This is a genomic window from Micromonospora sp. CA-240977 (assembly GCF_050942285.1).
Lineage (GTDB): Bacteria > Actinomycetota > Actinomycetes > Mycobacteriales > Micromonosporaceae > Micromonospora.
The window spans coordinates 1,944,152-1,962,965 of the sequence record NZ_CP192055.1 but is presented as its reverse complement, the minus strand read 5'-3'; the positions used below and the strand labels follow the sequence as shown (position 1 = coordinate 1,962,965).

14 protein-coding genes and 5 tRNA genes are annotated in these 18,814 nt (G+C 74.1%); 11 read left to right on the top strand and 8 right to left on the bottom strand.

Features of this window, described 5'->3' with window-relative positions; genetic code table 11:
• The first annotated feature begins 157 nt into the window (after positions 1 to 157).
• Genes ACQPWW_RS09165 through ACQPWW_RS09150 form a run of 4 tightly spaced genes read left to right on the top strand, consistent with a single transcriptional unit; the run spans position 158 to position 7,719 of the window.
• The gene (locus ACQPWW_RS09165) at positions 158 to 1,090 is read left to right on the top strand and encodes an ABC transporter ATP-binding protein (RefSeq protein ID WP_433131019.1); all 933 of its coding nucleotides are present in this window, start codon (positions 158 to 160) and stop codon (positions 1,088 to 1,090) included.
• Positions 1,087 to 1,809 carry an ABC transporter ATP-binding protein gene (locus tag ACQPWW_RS09160; protein ID WP_433131017.1) on the top strand — a complete coding sequence of 241 codons (723 nt, stop codon included), beginning with the start codon at positions 1,087 to 1,089 and terminating at the stop codon, positions 1,807 to 1,809. Before ACQPWW_RS09165 ends, ACQPWW_RS09160 begins: the two co-directional genes overlap by 4 nt.
• 7 nt (positions 1,810 to 1,816) lie before the next feature.
• On the top strand, positions 1,817 to 4,984 hold the full coding sequence (locus tag ACQPWW_RS09155; protein WP_433131015.1) for a permease: 3,168 nt from the start codon (positions 1,817 to 1,819) through the stop codon (positions 4,982 to 4,984).
• Positions 4,981 to 7,719, top strand: a complete 2,739-nt coding sequence (locus ACQPWW_RS09150) for an FtsX-like permease family protein (RefSeq protein WP_433131013.1) — start codon at positions 4,981 to 4,983, stop codon at positions 7,717 to 7,719. The genes ACQPWW_RS09155 and ACQPWW_RS09150 overlap by 4 nt, the downstream gene beginning before the upstream one ends.
• Before the next feature lie 84 nt (positions 7,720 to 7,803).
• Here the strand turns inward: ACQPWW_RS09150 and ACQPWW_RS09145 are convergent.
• Together ACQPWW_RS09145 and ACQPWW_RS09140 are read right to left on the bottom strand one after the other, a co-directional pair.
• A tRNA-Val gene (locus ACQPWW_RS09145) sits at positions 7,804 to 7,878 on the bottom strand.
• Between the two features lie 48 nt (positions 7,879 to 7,926).
• Positions 7,927 to 7,999, bottom strand: a tRNA-Gly gene (locus ACQPWW_RS09140).
• 148 nt (positions 8,000 to 8,147) lie between these two features.
• On the opposite strand from ACQPWW_RS09140, the gene ACQPWW_RS09135 reads away from it, so the two are divergent.
• Positions 8,148 to 8,390: a DUF6458 family protein gene (locus ACQPWW_RS09135; protein WP_347663612.1), complete on the top strand. Its 243-nt coding sequence runs from the start codon at positions 8,148 to 8,150 to the stop codon at positions 8,388 to 8,390.
• Positions 8,391 to 8,510: 120 nt separating this feature from the next.
• On the opposite strand, the gene ACQPWW_RS09130 is transcribed toward ACQPWW_RS09135, so the two are convergent.
• Positions 8,511 to 9,326 (bottom strand): isocitrate lyase/PEP mutase family protein, encoded by an 816-nt coding sequence (locus ACQPWW_RS09130; RefSeq protein WP_433131011.1) that lies wholly within the window; start codon positions 9,324 to 9,326, stop codon positions 8,511 to 8,513.
• A 71-nt stretch (positions 9,327 to 9,397) separates the two neighbouring features.
• On the opposite strand from ACQPWW_RS09130, the gene ACQPWW_RS09125 reads away from it, so the two are divergent.
• A complete protein-coding gene (locus ACQPWW_RS09125) occupies positions 9,398 to 10,378 on the top strand; it encodes a helix-turn-helix domain-containing protein (RefSeq protein ID WP_433131009.1) in 981 nt (326 codons plus the stop codon).
• A 25-nt stretch (positions 10,379 to 10,403) separates the two neighbouring features.
• On the opposite strand, the gene ACQPWW_RS09120 is transcribed toward ACQPWW_RS09125, so the two are convergent.
• Entirely contained in the window at positions 10,404 to 10,985 is a 582-nt protein-coding gene (locus ACQPWW_RS09120; protein ID WP_433131007.1) for a TetR/AcrR family transcriptional regulator, read from the bottom strand.
• A gap of 115 nt (positions 10,986 to 11,100) precedes the next feature.
• Here ACQPWW_RS09120 and ACQPWW_RS09115 point away from each other — a divergent pair, with 115 nt between their 5' ends.
• Together ACQPWW_RS09115 and ACQPWW_RS09110 are read left to right on the top strand one after the other, a co-directional pair.
• A complete protein-coding gene (locus tag ACQPWW_RS09115) occupies positions 11,101 to 11,835 on the top strand; it encodes a GNAT family N-acetyltransferase (protein ID WP_433131005.1) in 735 nt (244 codons plus the stop codon).
• 136 nt (positions 11,836 to 11,971) lie between these two features.
• Complete coding sequence (locus ACQPWW_RS09110; protein ID WP_433134234.1) at positions 11,972 to 12,487, top strand: winged helix-turn-helix domain-containing protein; 516 nt, start codon at positions 11,972 to 11,974, stop codon at positions 12,485 to 12,487.
• Between the two features lie 77 nt (positions 12,488 to 12,564).
• Here ACQPWW_RS09110 and ACQPWW_RS09105 read toward each other — a convergent pair.
• The 3 genes from ACQPWW_RS09105 to ACQPWW_RS09095 all read right to left on the bottom strand — a co-directional run bounded on the left by ACQPWW_RS09105 (position 12,565) and on the right by ACQPWW_RS09095 (position 12,830).
• A tRNA-Val gene (locus ACQPWW_RS09105) sits at positions 12,565 to 12,639 on the bottom strand.
• 13 nt (positions 12,640 to 12,652) lie between these two features.
• Positions 12,653 to 12,723, bottom strand: a tRNA-Cys gene (locus ACQPWW_RS09100).
• A 34-nt stretch (positions 12,724 to 12,757) separates the two neighbouring features.
• Positions 12,758 to 12,830 (bottom strand) — tRNA-Gly (locus ACQPWW_RS09095).
• 386 nt (positions 12,831 to 13,216) lie between these two features.
• Between ACQPWW_RS09095 and ACQPWW_RS09090 the strand changes: the two genes are divergently transcribed.
• Entirely contained in the window at positions 13,217 to 13,819 is a 603-nt protein-coding gene (locus ACQPWW_RS09090) for a TetR/AcrR family transcriptional regulator (protein ID WP_433131003.1), read from the top strand.
• An 80-nt stretch (positions 13,820 to 13,899) separates the two neighbouring features.
• Entirely contained in the window at positions 13,900 to 14,481 is a 582-nt protein-coding gene (locus tag ACQPWW_RS09085; RefSeq protein WP_433131001.1) for a TIGR03086 family metal-binding protein, read from the top strand.
• A gap of 29 nt (positions 14,482 to 14,510) precedes the next feature.
• Here ACQPWW_RS09085 and ACQPWW_RS09080 read toward each other — a convergent pair whose 3' ends face one another.
• Positions 14,511 to 15,644, bottom strand: coding sequence for an alkane 1-monooxygenase (locus ACQPWW_RS09080; protein ID WP_433130999.1), 1,134 nt, complete (start codon positions 15,642 to 15,644; stop codon positions 14,511 to 14,513).
• Positions 15,645 to 15,865: 221 nt separating this feature from the next.
• On the opposite strand from ACQPWW_RS09080, the gene ACQPWW_RS09075 reads away from it, so the two are divergent.
• The gene (locus tag ACQPWW_RS09075; RefSeq protein WP_433130997.1) at positions 15,866 to 18,796 is read left to right on the top strand and encodes a M36 family metallopeptidase; all 2,931 of its coding nucleotides are present in this window, start codon (positions 15,866 to 15,868) and stop codon (positions 18,794 to 18,796) included.
• The last annotated feature ends 18 nt before the right edge of the window (positions 18,797 to 18,814 follow it).

Genomic DNA, 18,814 nt, shown 5'->3' with positions numbered 1-18,814 from the left:
CGGAGCCGCCGATTGCGAAACTGCTTCAATTGCGTCAGCACGGGCGATCGAGGCTCGTGACGCATGCGCTGACCACGCGTGCCGTCCAGGTGACACCACGTGCGCGACCGCTGCTCCAGCCTGGCTCGACGTCGGCACAACCCGGACGGAGAAGGGAATGTCCAGCACCCCGCTGTCCCTGCCGCGGCCATCCGCGCGGGCGCCCGAGTTCGGTCGGGACGCGCTGATCGTCTGCGAGAACCTGGTGCGGATCTACCAGACCGGTTCGATCGAGGTACAGGCACTACAGGGACTGGACCTGGCCGTGGAGAGCGGTGAGCTGGTCGCCGTCGTCGGCGCCTCCGGGTCGGGCAAGTCGACGCTGCTCTCCATCCTGGCCGGCATCGACGCCCCCACCGCCGGGCGGGTCCGGGTCGAGAAGTGGAATCTGCTGGCGATGTCCCGCGCGGACCGGGTGAACTACCGGCGGCACACCGTCGGGTTCGTCCGGCAGCAGACCGCGAGCAACCTGATTCCCTACCTGACCGCACGGGAGATGGTGGACCTGCCGATGACGGCGGCCCGCACCCCGAAGAAGGAGCGCCGGGAGCGCGCGGCCGAACTGCTGGACAGCCTCGGTGTCGCCGACTGCGCCGACCGGCGCCCCGGACAACTCTCCGGCGGGCAGCAGATGCGGGTCGCGATCGCGGTGGCGCTGGCCAACCAGCCGCGGGTCCTGCTCGCCGACGAGCCGACCGGCGAGCTGGACGCCGCCACGTCCGCGGAGGTCTTCGGCGTGCTGCGGGACGTCAACAGGCGGTACGGCGTCACGGTTGTCGTGGTGACCCACGACCCGGAGGTCAGCGGCCAGGTCGAACGGACCGTCGCGATCCGGGACGGGCGCACCAGCAGCGAGGTGCTGCGCCGCGCCACCACCGACGCGGCCGGCGACACGCACCTGATCGCCGAGGAGTACGCCGTGATGGACCGGGCCGGGCGGGTCCAGGTGCCCCGCGAGTTCCGCCAGGCGCTGGCGCTGACCCGACGGGTCCGGCTGGCCCTGGAACCCGACCACATCACGATCCGCCCCGATCCGGGGAGCGGCGAATGAGTGGCGAGCCGCTGCTGCGCGTGCGCGGCGTACAGCGGCGCTTCCACACCGGACCGACCGTCGTACACGCCCTGCGCGGCGTGTCGTTCGACGTGACCGCCGGTTCCATGGTGGCGCTCGTCGGCCGGTCCGGCTCGGGCAAGACCACCCTGCTCAACGTCATCGGCGGCCTGGACCGACCGGACGCCGGGACCGTGCACGTCAACGGCACCGACGTCACCGCGCTCGACGAGGACGGCCTGTCCCGACTGCGGCGCGACACTGTGTCGTACGTCTTCCAGAGCTTCGGGTTGATCCCGGTGCTGTCGGCCGCGGAGAACGTCGCCGCCCCGCTGCGGCTGGCCCGCGCCGCCCCGACCGATCGCGAACGGCGCGTCGCGTTGCTGCTGGAGCTGGTCGGGCTGGCCGACCACGCCCGGCAGCGGCCGGCCGAGCTGTCCGGCGGTCAGCAGCAGCGGGTGGCGATCGCCCGCGCGCTGGCCGCCTCGCCCCGGCTCCTGCTCGCCGACGAGCCCACCGGGCAACTGGACGCCGAGACCGGCCTGTCGGTGATGGCCCTGCTGCGCGGAATTGTGGAATCCGAAGGCGTCACAGTGCTGGTGTCGACGCACGACGCGGTGATGATGGCCCTGGCCGACCGGGTGATCCGCATCCACGACGGGCACCTCGACGAACAGGCGGCCGGGCAGCCGTACGAGCCCGTGCCGGACGTCAGGTGACGCGACGATGCTGAGGCTGGTCCGCCGGCGCGCCCGCGCGCAGTGGCCGTTGCTGGCAGCCCTGCTCGGGATCGTCACGATCGGCGCGACAGTGCTGGGCACCTGCACCCTGCTCGTCACCCGTACCGCCGAGCGGGCGCTGGAGGTCGCCATGGCCCGCGCCGCGCCCGCCGCCGTCGACGTGACCGTCTACACCGGCGCCGTCGAGGGCCCTGACACGCCGTCCGTCGCCGCCGACACCCGCGCCGTGGTGACCTCCGCGCTCGCGCCGTTCCCGGTGACCACCACCGCGCGGGCGTCGACAGTGCTGCGGGCGCTGCCGCCCGCGCTCGCCCCGGGCACCACCGTCGGGGCCCAGGCGTACCTGTCGGGGCTGGACGACCTGCCGGCCCGAGCCGAGCTGGTCACCGGGCGTTGGCCACAGCACCCTGGCGACGCGGTCCTGCTGGAGTCCACCGCACACCTGCTCGGCCTCACCCCCGGTCGCCGGGTGCGCCTCGGCGCCGAGCTGGCCCACGCGCCCGTCCCGGCCATCGACGTGACGGTCGCCGGTGTGGTGCGCCCGCTGCCGGGACGCGGCTGGGACCGCGACCCGCTGGCCGCGGCCGGCTCCGCCCCCGGCTACCGGGACGGCCGCTTCATGCAGCCGGTCAACGCCTACGGCCCGTTCCTCGTCGACCTCGCCGACCTGGTCACCACGGGCGCCACGGTCGACCGGATGGAGGTCACCGCCCATCCGGACCTGTCCCACCCCAACCGCCGCGACCTGGAGGCCGTGGCCGGGGCCGTCCGCGGTGCCGACCGCCCGCTGGCCGGCACTCTCGGCGACCGCGTCCAGCTCGCACGGGTCGCCTCAACCCTGCCGCTGACCCTGCGGGCCGCCGACGACCAGCGGCACGTCACCGCCGCCGTCGTCCTCGCCATCGCCGTCCTCGGCGGTGTCCTGACCGCGACGGCCCTCGTCCTCGCCGGCCGGCTGACCGCGGGCATCCGCGCCGACGAGACCGCCCTGCGGTCCGCCCTGGGCGCCAGCCGTCGCCAACTCGCCGCCACCGCCACACTCGAGGCCGGGCTCGTCGCCGCCGTCGCCGCGGCGCTCGCGCTACCGGCCTCGTCGGCAGTGCACGCCGGCCTCACCCACCTACCGCCGCTGGACGGCGCCGGCCTGACCGTCCGGCCGGCCATCACCGGCGCCCAGGTCCTCGCCGTCGCCGGCGGCGCGCTGGTGCTCACCGCCGTGCTCACCGTCCTGGCGATCCGGCCCGTCCCGGCGCCCGGTGACCGGCGCACCCGCCGCGAACTGCTGGCCCGATCCGGCGCCGACCTGATGCTCGCGGTGTTCGCCGCCGCCGGGTGGTGGCAGCTGTACGCGCAGCCCAGCACCGCCAGCCCACGCGCCGACACGATCCGGGTGCTCGCGCCGGCGTTGCTGCTCACCGCGGGCGCCGCCCTGGCGCTCCGGGTGGTGCTGCCCGCCCTGCGCGGCGCGGACCGGCTGGCGTACCGCGCCCGCGGGCTGGCGCTTCCGCTGGCGGTCTCCGAGGCCGCCCGCCGGCCGCAGGCGGTCGCCGCCGGGCTGCTCGTCGGGCTTGCCTGCGCGGCCGCAACCTTCGGCCTCGCCTTCGACACCACGTGGCACCAGTCGCAGCGCGACCAGGCCGCGCTCTCCGTCGGCACCGACCTGGCACTCACCCTCGGCACGGCGCCGGTGGCCGGCGACGGCGCGGTCGTCAGCGCGGCCACCGCGGGGGCGGTGAGTCCGGCCCTCGACCGTGGTACCGCCGTCGGTCAGTGGCTCGGCAACGCCGGCACCGCGCCGCGCCTGGTCGCCGTCGACACCACCCGCGCCGACGCCCTGCTGCGCGGGCCGCTGGACAGCGACCGCGGCTGGGCGGACGTGGGCGCCGCGCTGGCACCACGCACCCGGACCACCGGCCTCGCTGTTCCGGCCGGCGCCCCGCTCGTGCTGAGCGGGACCGCCGCCGGCGACACCCCGCTCACCGTGACGCCCCGACTGCTCCTGCAGGACGCCACCGGCCTCCGCACGTCCTGCGCCGGTCCCGCCGTACCGCTCGACGGCCGCGAGGTGCGACTGCCCGCCTGCGCGACGGCTGACGGGCTACGCCTCGTCGCTGTCGCCCTGCCGGTCTCCGCCGACCCGGCCGGCGCACCCGTCGCCGTAGCCGTCACGCTCACCGTGCCGCCCGCCGGGTCGGCGGAGGGGTCCCCCGACGGATCGGACTGGACCGCCACGTCCGCGCCGCCGATCCCGGGCAAGTTGACCGACCTGAGCGTCACGGTGTCCGCCACGCCGACGGGAACCGCGCTGCGGATGGCCGCGACGGTCGACCTCGGCGGCGCCGACGACGCGGCCCGGACCCTCGTCGCCACCGCCTTCCCGGACCCCGGCCCGGTGCCCGTCGCCGTCTCCGCCCGCTTCGCCAGCGAGGTCGGTGCCGACAGCGGCAGCCGGCTCAGCGTCACGGTCGGCACCACGCCCGTCCCGATCGTCGTCACCGAGGTCGTGCCGACAGTGCCGTCCGCCCCCGGCGCCGTCGCCGTCCTGGCCGACCTGGACACGCTGTCCCGCGCCCGCGCCGTCACCGGTGACCTGACGTTCCCGGTCGACGCCTGGTGGGTCGGCCGCCCGGACGGTCCCGGTGCCGCCGAGCGGGCCACCGCCCTGCACCTGGGCAGCGTCGCGACCCGCGAGGCGGAGCAGGCCCGCCTCACCAGCGGCCCGTTGCAGGCCGGGCTGCCGGCCGCGCTCCGGCTCATCGTCCCGGCCTCGGCTCTGCTGCTGCTCGCCGGCGTCGTCCTGCACGTCACCTGTGACCTACAGGTCCGCGCTGTCGAGGTGGCGCGGCTGCGCGGCCTGGGAGTGTCCCGGCGCGGCATCCGGGCCGTGCTGCTCGGCCAGCACACCGGCGTCCTGCTGCCCCTGCTCACGGGGGGCGCGATCGTCGGCGCGCTCGCCACCCGCGTCGTCGCTCCCCTGCTCGTGCGCTCCGACACCGGTGCCGCGCCCGTTCCGGCCGCGCAGCCGCACTGGCCGTGGCCGGCCGAGGCCGGACTGCTCGCCGTGCTGCTGGCCGGATGCCTGCTGGCGGTCGCCGTCGTGGTCACCGTCCAGGTCCGCCGGGCCGACGCCGCGCACCTGCGGGTGGCGCGGTGAACCGGTGGCTGGCGCCGCACTGGCCCAGCGTCCGCGGCCGTGGCCGTACCGACGCCGGACCGCTGCTGCTCACCGCCGCCGTCATCGCGGCCGTCGCGCTGCTCGCCGGTGCGGTGCCGGCGCTGCTCGGCGCCGCCGCCGACAACGCCGTCCAGGACACGGTCCGCCGCGTCGGCACCGACTCGAACGTCCTCGCACACGCCGACTTCGAACGCGACGACGGCCCCACCGGCGGGCGGGTCCGGATGCCCGACCTCGCCGAGGACGTCGAGAACTTCCGGACCCGGGCGACCCACGCGCTCGGGCCCGACCTGGACGCCGCGCTGTTCCCGCCCGTCGCCGTCGTCAACGGCCCGATCCTCGGCATCACCGACGGCACCGTGCCGCGTACCTTCCAGTTCACCTACCTGGCCGACGACCTCGGCGGCCCGCACGTGACCTGGACCGCCGGCAGCGCGCCCGGCCCCGCCGTCACCGACGAATACCTCGAGATCCCCTACGACGGAACGCCCTGGCCGGTGCAGGTCGGCCTGTCCGAGGCGGACGCCGCCGCACTCAACCTCGGCCCCGGCGATCGGATCCCGGTCAAGGACGGCCAGGGTCACGCCAAGGACGTCCGGATCAGCGGGGTCTACCGACCCGCGGACAGCGCCGACCCCGCCTGGCGACTCGCCCCGGCGCTACTGCGCCCCGTGCCCGGCGCCGACGGCGTGGGAACCACCCGGTTCGGCGGCCTGCTGTCGCGCGATTCGTTGCCGGACGCCCGGCTCGCCGTCAACCAGGACCAACTGCGGCGCACCGTCCACTTCGCCCCCGAAGCCGACGCGCTCACCTGGGATTCCACCGCGGCGCTCGCCGGTCAGGTGGTCAAGCTCAAGGCAGCGTCCGGCTCGGTGAGCGACAACGACCAGTCCCTGCGGTGGGAATCGCAACTCGACAGCGCCCTGCGCGACGCGCGTAGCCGCAACGGCGCCGCCTTCGCGCAGGCCGCCGTCCTGCTCGTCGGGGTGCTGACCGCCACGGTACTGGTCCTGCTGCTCACCGCCGACCTGCTGGTCCGCCGCCGTACCCCGGCGCTGAGCGCCGCCCGGCAGCGGGGGGCGGCACTACCCGACCTCGGTACGGAACTGACAATCGAGTCCACAGTGGTGTCCCTGTCGGCCGCCGCCGTCGGGCTCGCGCTCGCCCGCGCGGCCGCTCCGGGCGTCTCCTGGACCTGGGCCGTTCCCGTGGTCCTGGCCGGCGCCGTCGCCGGGCCGGCGTTCGGCACCCTCGCCGCCGCTCGCGCCAGCCGCGACCGGCGCCAACCCGCCAACCCGGCCGCCCGGCGCTGGATCCGGGCCACCGGCCAACTGCGCCGCGCCGCCGTCGAGGCCGCCGTCCTGATCGCCGCGGTCGCCGCGTTCGTCACCCTGCACCAGCGCGGGCTCCTGCCGGTCACCTCCGACGGCGACACCGGTGAGCTGAGCGGCGACCTGATCCTGCCGATCAGCGCCCTCGCTCTGGGCGCGCTCGTCGGCGCGCTCGTCCTGCTCCGGCTGCTGCCCCTCGGGGCGCGGTTCGCGCTCCGGCGGGCCCTGCGCTCGCGTCGCCCGCTTGCCGTGTTCGGCGCCGCCCAGGCGGCCACCACCGCCGGGCGCGCGCTGCCGCTGCTCGTTCTGGTCAGCACCACGGCGCTCGCGTCGTTCGCGCTCATCCTCGGCGGCACCGTCACCCGGGGTCTGGCCGACGGCGCGTGGAGCACCGTGGGCGCCGACGCCCGCCTCGACGTCGGCGCCGAGGCCGCCACGCCCGCACTCGCCGAGCGCATCGGCGCCGCACCCGGGGTGGGGCAGGTCGTCGTCGCGCAGGTGACCGACTCGGCACGCGTCTTCGCCGAATCGACACTGCTCACCCCACGCCTGGTCATCGTGGACGCCGCGGCGTTCCAGCGCCTGCTGGCCACCACTCCGCTGCCCGACGCGCCGGCGTTGGCCCGGCTGACGGCGCCCGGTCCCGTCCCCGGTGACGTTCCGGCGCTGGTCCGGTCGAGCGACGGCGGCCTGCGGACCGGTACGCGGCTGCAGCTGCCCCGGGAAGGCGCCCCGGCGATCCGCCTCACCGCTGTCGGTACCGCTCCCTCCGTCGGCGGCGTCGACGACGTCGTCATCGTGGACGCCGCGGCCCTCGCCGACGCCGGGCTGCCCGCCGTTCCGAATACCGTCTGGGTGACCGGCTCCGGCGCGGCGCGGGCCGTGTCGACAAGCGGCGTCGCCTCCGACGTCGTGCTGCGCGCGGACGTCCTTCGGGCGCAGCGAGTGGCTCCGCTGACCGCGGGGCTGCTACGGCTGGCGTGGACGGCCGCCGCGGTGCTGCTGGCGCTGGGGCTGCTCGGCCTCACGCTCGCCGCCGCCGCCGGTGCGTCGCAGCGGTGGCAGACCCTGACCCGGCTGCGGACCCTCGGCCTGCGGCCACGCGACGTCCGCTGGGTCGCCGCCGGAGAGCTGCTACCGCCGGTCGTGGTCGCCGCGGTGTGCGGCCCGCTGCTCGGGGCCCTGCTCGCACGCCTGACGCTCGGCCCGCTCGACCTGCGGCTGCTCACCGGCCAGGCCACCGACCCGGCGGCGGTCCTGCCGTGGTGGCTGCTCGGCCTGGTGAGCGTGGCGCTGCTGGCGACGGCCGCCGCGGTCGTACCCGTGGAGTCGGCGCTGCGGCGACGCGACCGGCTGAGCGAGGTGCTCCGCGCCGGCGAGTGACCGGCTGGTGGCAGGTGGGAAGCAGCAACGGCAAGGCCCGTTACCGGACATCCGGTAACGGGCCAACTGATCCGCTTGTATAGATGGTGGGCGATACTGGGTTTGAACCAGTGACCTCTTCCGTGTCAAGGAAGCGCGCTCCCACTGCGCCAATCGCCCGTGGCGACTGCCGAAACCGGCAGCCAGGCCCCGATGGGGCAGATCGCGAGCGGACGACGGGATTCGAACCCGCGACCCTCACCTTGGCAAGGTGATGCGCTACCAGCTGCGCTACGTCCGCACGTCCCCGACTCGCGTCGGTGACAGGTGAACTCTACCCGATGCCAAGATCGCTTGGCGCGGCACCCTGGGCGGTGAGCGGTTGCGCTGGTCGCCACCGGGGTACTGAAGGGCTCGACAGCGCACCACACCCCCTTAAGGAGGCTGTCGTGGGTATCGGCACCAGCATCTTCCTGATCGCGCTCGGCGCGATCCTCACTTTCGCGCTGGACGCGAGCGTCGGCGGCATCAACCTCGACGTGGTCGGCTGGATCCTGATGGGAGCCGGCGTGCTCGGCCTGATCATGACCACGCTGATCTGGGGCCGGCGTCGCCAGGTGGTCACGACCACCGAGCAGCCGGTGGAGTACCGCCAGGTCGAGGAGCGGCGCGACATCGCCCCGCCGATGTGACCCGTCCACTGCCAATCGCCGGCGGGTCGGGCGATGACGGACCGGCCGCCTCGACGAGGACGGCCGGTCCGTCGCACCCGGCCGAGGGCGGCGCGGGAGGAACGCCCACGAGCGCACCGCTCAGCGCATCAGCGCGTTGAGCGTGCCGTAGTCGAGGGCATCCGCCAACGCGCCGTAGGTGCCCACGCCCAGCGCCTCGTCCGCCGCCCGGCGGGCCACCGTGTACGCGGCCTCCGCGACCGCCGAGCCGAGGCTCACCCGGGCCACCCCCAGGCCGGCCAACTCCCCCACCGACGGCGCACCCGGCCCGGCGAGCACGTTCAGCGGCGCGGGCACCGCCTGCACCAGCGCGCGGACGGTCACCGGATCGACCACCCCGGGCACGAAGATGCCGTCCGCGCCGGCCGCGAGATAGGCGGTGGCCCGCGCCACCGTCTCCTCGACGCCCCCGGCGCCGCTGAGAAACGTGTCGATCCGGGCGTTGACGAAGAGCGGCAGCCCCGCCGCGTCGGCCGCGCCCCGCGCCGCGCCGATCCGGGCGCACTGGTCGGGCACGTCCCGCAACGGCGAGCCACCCTCCCGTCGGGCGTCCTCGATGTTCACGCCGACGGCACCGGCGTCGAGCACCGCGCGGATGGTCGCGCCGACCTCCGCCGGTGTCGCCCCGTACCCGGATTCGATGTCCGCGGTGACCGGCAGCGACACCGCGGCGGTGACCCGGCCGACCAGGTCGACGGCCGCGTCGCGGCCCAGGACGTCACCGTCGGACACGCCCAGGCTCCAGGCGACGCCGGCGCTGGTGGTGGCCACCGCGCGGGCGCCGGCGGTGGCCACGATGCGGGCGCTCGCGGCGTCCCAGGCGTTGACCAGGACCAGCGGCGATCCTGGGGTGTGCAGGGATCGGAAGAGTTCGGCTCGGGTGTGTTGTTCGCTCACCCGGCAAGTCTCGGCCGGTCCCGGTCACCGCAGTAATGTTTCAGTCCCAGCTGAATCCACCGGGGGTGTTCGTGGTCGCCATCAGCATGTCGGCGGGTGCGGTCGCCCGCATCCGGTTCGCCGTCTCCTCCCTGTGGGAGGTCGTCGCGAGCGTCCGGGTGCTGCGCGACCCCGGGGACCACGCCGTCCACCTGCCCTGGGTGCGCCGGGTCCGTCCACCGCTGGCCGAGGCGGGGTTGGTCGACCCGGACGGCGGGCTGCTCTGGCAGTTGGTGCCGGCCCGGCCCGGCTACCTGGCCGACTTCCTCACCCCGCCGCCGGCTGGCCTCAGTCCGGACCTGACCGCCGAGCTCGCCGCGCTGCGCGCCACCCCGGCCGACACCGTCCGCGCGCACCTGGACCTGTACCCGGGCGAACGCACGCCGGCGCTCACCGCCCTGTACGCCGACCCCCCGGTCGGGCTGCGCCGGCTGGCCGAGGAGATCGAGGCGTACTGGCGGATCGCACTGGCTCCGCACTGGCCACGGCTGCGACTGCTGCTCGACGCGGACGTCACCGCCCGCGCCCGCATCCTCGCCGAGGACGGCGCCGGGGTGCTGCTCAACGACCTGCACCGGCAGGTCCGCTGGGAGGACGACACACTGCTCATCGCGCAGCGGCACTGCCTGGCGCCGGACGTCCCGGACGGCCCGGGCCTGGTGCTGGTCCCGTCCGTCTTCGTCTGGCCGTCGGTGGCGAGCGTGTCGGCCGGGGACGCGCCGCAGCTCGCCTATCCCGCCCGCGGGCTCGGCACCCTCTGGGAGCGCCCGAACGGGGTCCCGCAGGCGCTGGCCGCCGTGCTCGGTCGCGGACGGGCCCGGCTGCTCACCGAGCTGACCTCGCCGGTCAGCACCACCGAACTGGCCCGGCGTAGCGAGATGTCGCCCGCCGGAGTCTCCCAACACCTCAGCGCTCTCCGCGCGGCCGGCCTGGTGGTGACCCACCGGCGGGGCCGGACGCTGCTCAGCGCCCGCACCGACCTCGCCGAGGCCCTGCTCTCCGCGACCGGGTAGGCGTCGCGGCGCGCGGACAGGGCGGTCAGTCCAGGCAGGTGAGCGCGACCTCGGCGTACCGCGTCAGCGCCGCCCGGTCCGGGCTGATGGCGCCCATCACGCGCAGACCCTGGAGGCTGGTCACCAGGAACCCGGCCAGGTCGCTGGCACTGCGGTCGGACGTGATCTGACCCCGCAGCTGCGCCTCGGCGAGCAGGTCGTAGAGCGCCAACTCCAGGGACCGGGTGGTGGAGCGGAGCCGCTCGGCGACCCGCAGGTCCTGGTGGGCCCGTTCCATCGACGCCCCGACGATCAGACAGGCGAGGTGCCGGCCGTCGCCGGTGATGTCGTCCACAGCGCCGATGAACACCTCGCGGATGACCGCCCGCGCGTCGTTGCCGGAGCGCAGCAGATCGACCATCGGTGCGGCGTAACGCTGCCGGTACAGGTCGAGCACCGCCAGGTAGAGCCCGTCCTTGCTGCCGAAGGCGGCGTAGATCGAGCCGCTGCCCAGGCCGGTCGCCTCGGAGAGGTCGCGCATGGAGGTGCCCTCGTAACCCTTCCTCCGGAACACGTCCATGGCGGCGGCGACCGCGGCGTCGAAGTCGAACTCCCGGGTTCGTGCCATGCCGCGAACGCTACCCGCTATCTGGAACGATCGACAAAGTACTGCCTGTCACAGTCCTCGAATTCCCCTGTTTCTCCAGGTGAGGGCGTCAAGTAGGCGCGCTAACATCCGGATCATGGAGTCTCTCGAGACGGTGCTGGCCGCGCACCGGGCGTACCTGCTCGGTTGGAACATCGGGGTCACCGGAGGACCGGACCTTCCGACCTACCGCAGCGAGGTGCCGCACGCGACCCTCAACGGCGTGCTGCGCGTCGCCGGCCGCACGCCGCGGGACGCGCTCGTCGAGGCCCGGCAGCGCCTGCACGGCGTACCCCGGGTCTGGTGGGTCGGGCCGGACAGCGACGCCGGGACCGCCGAGGGTCTGCTCTCCCTCGGCGCGGCCGAGATGGCCCGCCTACCGATCATGACCATGGCGATCGGTGCGGCAGCCGAGGTCGCGACACCGGCCGGCCTGCGGATCGCCGAGACCACCGACCTGGACGCGTTCGTCGCTGCCTACGCCCGGGTGTCCGGAATTTCGGCCGAGGGGGTGGCCGCGACGATCGAACGGGAGAAGGCGTTCACCGGGGACGGCACGGTGCTCAGACTGGCCGGCCGCCTCGACGACGGCCGGGTCGTCGGAACGGCCGTCGCCTGGCTCAGCCACGGACTGGTCACCCTCTACTTCGTGGGTACGCAGCCCGAGCACCGCCGCCGGGGCATCGGCGCGGCCCTGACCAGGGCGGCGCTCGACCTCGCCGGGGAACACGGCGCCCGCGCCGCCGCCCTCACCTCGTCGCCCATCGGCGAGCCGGTCTACCGCCGCCTCGGGTTCCGGCCGGTGGGTGAGTTCCGCGTGTTGACGTTCTGACAGCGACGCCCGAGGCCATCGCCACCCGTCAAAACCATTGACTACGGGAGTCAGACAGCGTTGTCTTTCCTGTGGCGCCTGGGGAGGGGGAACGGTGACGGACGACGTGTCCCTCGTGTTCTGCGTAACCGCCGACGTGTCGGTGCGCGAGCGGATGGTCCGACGCCTGGACGGCCTCGGCACCCTGGTGATCTGCGCCGACCTGGCCGAGTTGCAGGCGATGATCGGCCCGCCCGCGCTCGGCGCCCCGGCCCCGCTCCTCAGCCCCACTGCCGCCGCCCCCGGCCCAGTTCCCACCGCCCCCGGCCCGGCCGGCGCCAGGGAGCCGGCCGCCGTCAGCGCCGACGCGGGCGATCGGATCAGCCTCGGGGACCTCCTGATCGATCCGCTCGACCATCTGGTGACCTGGCGCGGACAACCGCTGGCCCTGACCCGCCTCGAACGGAGCCTGCTCACGCACCTCGCCACCGCGACGGCCGGAGTCTGCACCTACGAGCGGCTCTTCGAGTCGGTCTGGGGGTGCGCCTACCTGGGCGACACGTCGGTCCTGCACTCGGCAGTGAAACGGTTACGCCACAAGCTGCGCCTCGCCGGCGCCACGGTGCGGGTGCACACCGTACGCGGGATCGGCTATCGGCTCAGCGTGACGTGAACCCATCCGGGGGCCGACCGCCGGGGAAAACACGAGCGGCTCGTTACCGGGTATCCGGTAACGAGCCGCTGATCTGCTGGTGGGCGATACTGGGTTTGAACCAGTGACCTCTTCCGTGTCAAGGAAGCGCGCTCCCACTGCGCCAATCGCCCGTGCTTGTTGCCGAGGTGGGGACGGGATTTGAACCCGCGTACACGGCTTTGCAGGCCGTTGCCTCGCCTCTCGGCCACCCCACCGAGGTTGCCCCCGTCATGCGTGGCGGCAGCTCCGAGCGGACGACGGGATTCGAACCCGCGACCCTCACCTTGGCAAGGTGATGCGCTACCAGCTGCGCTACGTCCGCACGCCCCCGGACGTTCCCGGGTGACGGATGAGAACTTTAGCCGAGCCGGTGAAAGACTGCCAACTCGGGGTCACCTCGGCGCGTCCCATCGATCTCGGGCGGGATCGGGACCACCACCGGCGAGCTTCCTAGGGGGCTGGTCTGGTGCTGCTGGCGGCCACCGACCGTCACGCTCGGGGCCCATGAGGCGATGATGGACATCACTGCGTCGAACGCCGACCACCAGGCACTTCGTGCGCCACCCACTCGCGGCGGACCTCGGTGAACGCTCTCATAGGAACGACTGACGGCACTCCGAGGAAGTGTCCGGCTTCCGACTGTCGCAGCGCGGATCCGGCCGCAGTGGTAACTGCTCGTGTTCACTCGGATGGGCTACGGTAACGGTCGTGACGAGACGTGCGGCCGAGATCCGCCTGGATGCCCTGCTGCGCACCGCCTGTGACGTGATCGTGGAGCGCGGTCTGGCCAACACCCGGACGGCCGACGTGGCACAGGCCGCCGGCGTGAGTCAGGCACTGGTGTTCTACCACTTCGCCACGAAGGAGCGCTTGCTCGCGCAGGCCTTCGCGTACGCGGTCGAGCAGGATCTGGCCCGACTGGACGCGGTGACCCGCTCCTCGGCCCCCCCGCTGACCAAGCTCCGCCGGATCCTCAAGCTCTACACGCCGGCCGGACGGGCGACCTCCTGGTCCATGTGGATCGACGGCTGGTCCGAGTCGCTGCGCACCCCGGAGCTGGAGAAGGTGTCCCGCCGGCTCGACCTGCGCTGGCGGCAGGACCTGGCCGCGGTGATCTCCGCCGGGGTGGCCGACGGCACCTTCCAGTGCGCCGACCCGGACGGGGCCGCCTGGCGGATCAGCGCGGTGATGGACGGCCTCGCCGTCCAACTCGCCGTGCACGACCGGGTGATCTCCCGTCGGCAGTTCGGCGAGTGGGTCCGGCTGGTCACCGCCCGGGAGCTCGGCCTGGACCCCACCGCCCTGGACTGAGCCGGGCAGCCGGCGCGATCGCCCCCACCGGGCCGGCCAAAACGGCTCGGCCCGCGCCGTCGACCGGAACAATCGGCAGCATGGATCTACTGGAGGCGTACCGCCGGAGCCTGGCCGAATTCGTCGACCGGGTGGACCAGGTCGAGCCCGGCCAGTGGTCCGACCCGACACCCTGCTCCGACTGGGACGTGCGCACGCTCGTCAACCATGTGGTGAGTGAGGACCGGTGGAGCGTCCCGCTGCTCGCCGGTCGGACCATCGACGAGGTCGGCGACCGACTCGACGGCGACCAGCTCGGCGACGACCCGATCGCGGGGGCGCGGGAGGCGGCCGCGCAGGCCGAGATCGCCGCCACCCATCCGGGCACGCTGGACCGCGTCGTGCACCTCTCCGCCGGCGAGACCCCGGCCACGGAATACCTCAAGCAGCTCCTCGCCGAGCATCTCGTGCACGGTTGGGACGTCGCGGTGGCGATCGGCGCGCAGCCTCGGCTCGACCCGGACGCGGTGCACGTGGCCGCCCGGTGGTTCGCCGGCCAGATCGACGACTACCGCCGCAACAACCTGGTCCGGACCGGGGTGCGGGTGCCCGACGACGCCGACGAGCAGGACCACCTGCTGGCCGCCTTCGGCCGCGACCCCGACTGGACACCTGACGACTGACCCGGCCAGACGACCGACCACCCCCGGTGTCACCGCCGGCGGTGCACGTTGGCGCGCGCCCGGTCGCCGCCGTAGTGGGCGAGCACCCGACGGTCCATCACCCGCCGCCACAGCGGTGGCACCAGCGCAACGACCACCATCGTCGCGTAGCCGGCCGGCAGCCGCGGTGACGTGTCGAAGGTGCGCAGGGTCTGGTAGCGGCGCAGCGGGTTGGCGTGGTGGTCGCTGTGCCGCTGGAGCTGGAAGAGGAAGACGTTGGTGACCACGCGGTCGCTGTTCCAGCTGTGCCGGGGGTCGACCTTCTCGTAGCGGCCGGCGGCGGTGCGCTGCCGGGCCAGCCCGTAGTGCTCCAGGTAGTTGACCACCTCCAGCAGGGAGAAGCCGACCACCGCCTGGAGGACCAGGAACGGCAGCACCCCGGGGCCGAAGGCCACCGTCAGCGCCGCGTACAGCAGCACTGTCAGGGCCCAGGCGTTGAGCACGTCGTTGCGGTGGGTCCAGGGTGACCGGCCGCGGATCCGGAACCGGCCGGCCTCCAACCGCCAGGCCGAGCGCAGGCTGCCGAAGACGGTACGCGGCCAGAACGCCCAGAAGCTTTCCCCCAACCGGGAGCTGGCCGGATCCTCCCGGGTGGCGACCCGCACGTGGTGGCCGCGGTTGTGCTCGACGAAGAAGTGCCCGTACCCGGTCGGCGCCAGGGCCACCTTGGACAGCCAGCGCTCCACCCGCTCCCGCTTGTGGCCCAGCTCGTGGGCGGTGTTGATGGCGATGCCGTTGACCACGCCGACAGTGGCGACCAGGCCGGCGGCATCCAGCACCGAGAGCGCGTCGCGTGTCCACACCGCGGCGCAGAGCACCACTGCCGCGTACTGGGCCGGCAGGTAGAGGTAGGTGAGCCAGCGGTAGTAGCCGTCGGCGGACAGCCGGGGCACCGCCTCCTCGGGTGGGTTCTGCCGGTCGTCGCCGAGCAGCAGGTCGATCACCGGGATCAGGCCGAACACGACGGCCGGGGTGAGCCACCAGCCCCAGGCGCCGCCGCCGGCCCGCCAGACCGCGAAGCCGACGAAGGGCAGCGCCGGCACCAGGAGCGCCAGCGGCCAGAGCGCCCGGCGGGGGTCTCGCCACCGGGCGGGCTCGACGGTCGGATCGACATCGACGGCCATGACCAACCTCCGGTCTCGCGTCCCTGCACCGACTGTGGCAGCCGTCCCGGAGTTTTACAAGAGAGCAGATTTTGTAAAGTCGACTTATTTCGATCAATTGGCGCGTCGGGCGGCCCGGACCTTGCCGCCGCCACCCCCGACTGATATTCACAGACGCACATGCGTCACCGCGCATCGACGGCCGGCGACCGCCGGCCATTTCGCTCCCACGAGGAGGTCCCGTGCCACTACCCGAATGGTCATCCCCGATGAGCCGGCGTCGACGCCGGCTCATCGCCGTCCTGGCGACGACGGCCACGGTCGCCGCGTTGCTCCCCACCGGCGTGAGCACCGCGGCCCCCACCGGCAGCGCGGCGTCCGCCGAGCGCCGGTCCGGACCGTTCAGCGAGGGGCACGAGCCCGCCGACGCCGACAACCGCGTCGGTACGGCGGCACCCGCCGCCCGCCAGCGCGGCCTGGCCCGCGCCGCCGACCCCGACGTCCGGTGGAACCGACTCGGCACCCCGCAGGCGCTCGGGCCCGGCCGTGCCCCGCTCGCCACCGGGCTGCCCGCCGACCCGGAGGCCGCCGCCCGCGCCTACCTGACCGCCAACCGCGACCTGTTCGGCCTGGACGCCGCCGCGGTGGCCAGCATGGAACGGGTGCTGGTCCGGCCGATCGGCAGCGGCGCCGTGGTCACCCTCCGGCAACGCTTCGGTGACCTGCCCGCCGGCCCGGACGGCCTCGTCACCCTCGCCGTCACCGGGGGAACGGTGCTCTCGGTCAACTCCTCGCTGGCCCGCGACACCGGCACTCCCGCACCGGCCACCCGCACCGCCGAGCAGGCGTACGCCGCGGCCCTCGCCGACGCCGGGCTGACCGCCGGCGCGGTGGCCAGCCACACCATCCGGCAGGTGGCCGTACCCACCCCGCTGGACGGGCCACGGGCCGCCTACGAGGTCACCATGATCGGCGCGGACACCGAGCACCCGGCCGCGTTCACCAGCTACGTGGACGGCGGCACCGGGCAGGTGCTGGTCCGCGAGGACCTCGTCGACTACGACTCCGACAACCCGAGCTGGGCGGTCTTCCCCGCCACCCCGCCCCGCGACCTCGGCCCCGGGCAGGACCCCCGGGTGCGCTGGTGCGGCGACCCCGCACCCGGCTGCCAGGCCGCCTTCCGCGACCCGGCCACCGGCCAACCCTGGGACATCGACGCGGCCACCGGCGCACCCACCCTCACCTCGCGCGGCAACTCGGCGAACACCGTGCTCTCCTGGGGCGCCGGCACCCCGATCGTCCCGGCCACCACCAGCCCGGACCGCCGCTACGAGTACCCCTTCACCGACCAGTGGCACCAGGCTAAGTGCAACCCGGAGGTGTTCACCTCCGCCCAGCGCAACGACGCCGACGCGTCGATCGCCAACCTCTTCGCCATGCACAACCGGATGCACGACTGGTCGTACCGGCTGGGCTTCACCGAGTCCGCGTGGAACCTCCAGGCGGTCAACCTCACCCCGGACGGGCTGGGCGGCGACGCCGAGCAGGGCCGCGCCCAGCAGGGCGCGCTCACCGGCAACCGGAACAACGCCAACCAGGGCACCGGGCGCGACGGGCTGCCGCCGACCACCAACATGTACCTGTGGCAGCCACAGGCCGGTGGCCCGTACCCGCCGTGTGTGGACGGCGACTACGACATGACGGTGATCGGCCACGAGTACACCCACGCGATCACCAACCGGATGATCGCCGGCCCGGACAGCGGGATCGGCGGCCACCAGGGCGGAGCGATGGGCGAGTCGTGGGGCGACCTGCTCGCCGCCGAGTACCTCTTCCAGAACGGGCTGCGCGCGCCCGGCGAGACTCCCTTCGTCACCGGCGGCTACGTCACCGGCAACCTGGTCAGCGGCATCCGCAACTACGACCTCAGCCGCAGCCCGCTCAACTACTCCGACATCGGCTACAACACCGGCGGTCCCGCCGTGCACGCCGACGGGGAGATCTGGGGCGCCACCAACTTCCGGGTCCGCGCCGCACTGGTCAAGCGGTACGGCCTCGGCACCGCGCAGCGGCAGCTCGACTGCGCGCAGGGCAAGGTCGCCGCCGACCAGTGCCCCGGTAACCGGCGCTGGTCGCAGTTGGTCTTCGACTCGTTCCTGCTCCAGGCCGCCAGCCAGGTCAGCATGCTCGACATGCGGGACAACATGCTCACCGCCGACCTGCTCCGCTTCGGCGGCGCCAACCAGGACCTGATCTGGGCGGAGTTCGCCCGCTCCGGGATGGGCCGCGACGCCGCCACCAACGGCGCCGGCGACACCGACCCGACGCCGAGCTTCGCCTCGCCGCGCGGCGGCAACGCGACACTCACCCTGCGCCCGCGCGGCGACAGCGCCGACGCGCCGATCCGGGTGTACGTCGGGGCGTACGAGGCGCGGGCCACGCCGATCGCGGACACCGACCCGGCGACGTCGATCCCGGACACCGTGGAGCTGGTGGCCGGCACGTACGACCTGCTCGCCGTGGCCCCCGGCTTCGGGCACCAGCGGCTCACCGTGGTCGCCAAGGCCGACCAGGACGGATATGTGGACCTGCGGATGAGCCGCAACCTGGCGTCCACCGCCTCCGGGGCGACGATCACCGGCGACGGGGTCAACCTGGACCGGATCGCCGACGACACCGAGGCGACGAACTGGGCCTCCCTGGACGGGGTGGCCGGCCGGCAGCTCACCGTGGCGTTGCCCGGGGACGCCCCGCAGTCGGTCAAGCGGGTGAACGTCAGCGCGATGCTGCGCCCGGCGATCGCCGGCGACGCCGACACCGGCAGTCAGAACGCGCTCAGCGCGCTGCGCTCGTTCGCGGTGTCCGCCTGCGACGCGACGACCACCGACTGCGCGGACCCGGCGCGCTGGCAGCGGATCTACACGAGCGCGGGCGACGCGTTCCCCGGCGGGGCGTACCGGTCGTACAGCCGGGACATCAACCTGCGGACGTTCGCGGTGCCCACCACCCTCGCCACCCACCTGCGCCTGGAGGTGCTGGCCAGCCAGTGCACCGGCGGCCCACGGTACGCGGGCGAGCAGGACGACGACCCGGCCACGACGACGGACTGCGCAACCGCCAGCCCGGCCCGGACGCAGGTCAGGATCGCCGAGTTCCAGGCGTTCTCGAAGTGACGCCGTGGGGGCCGGCGG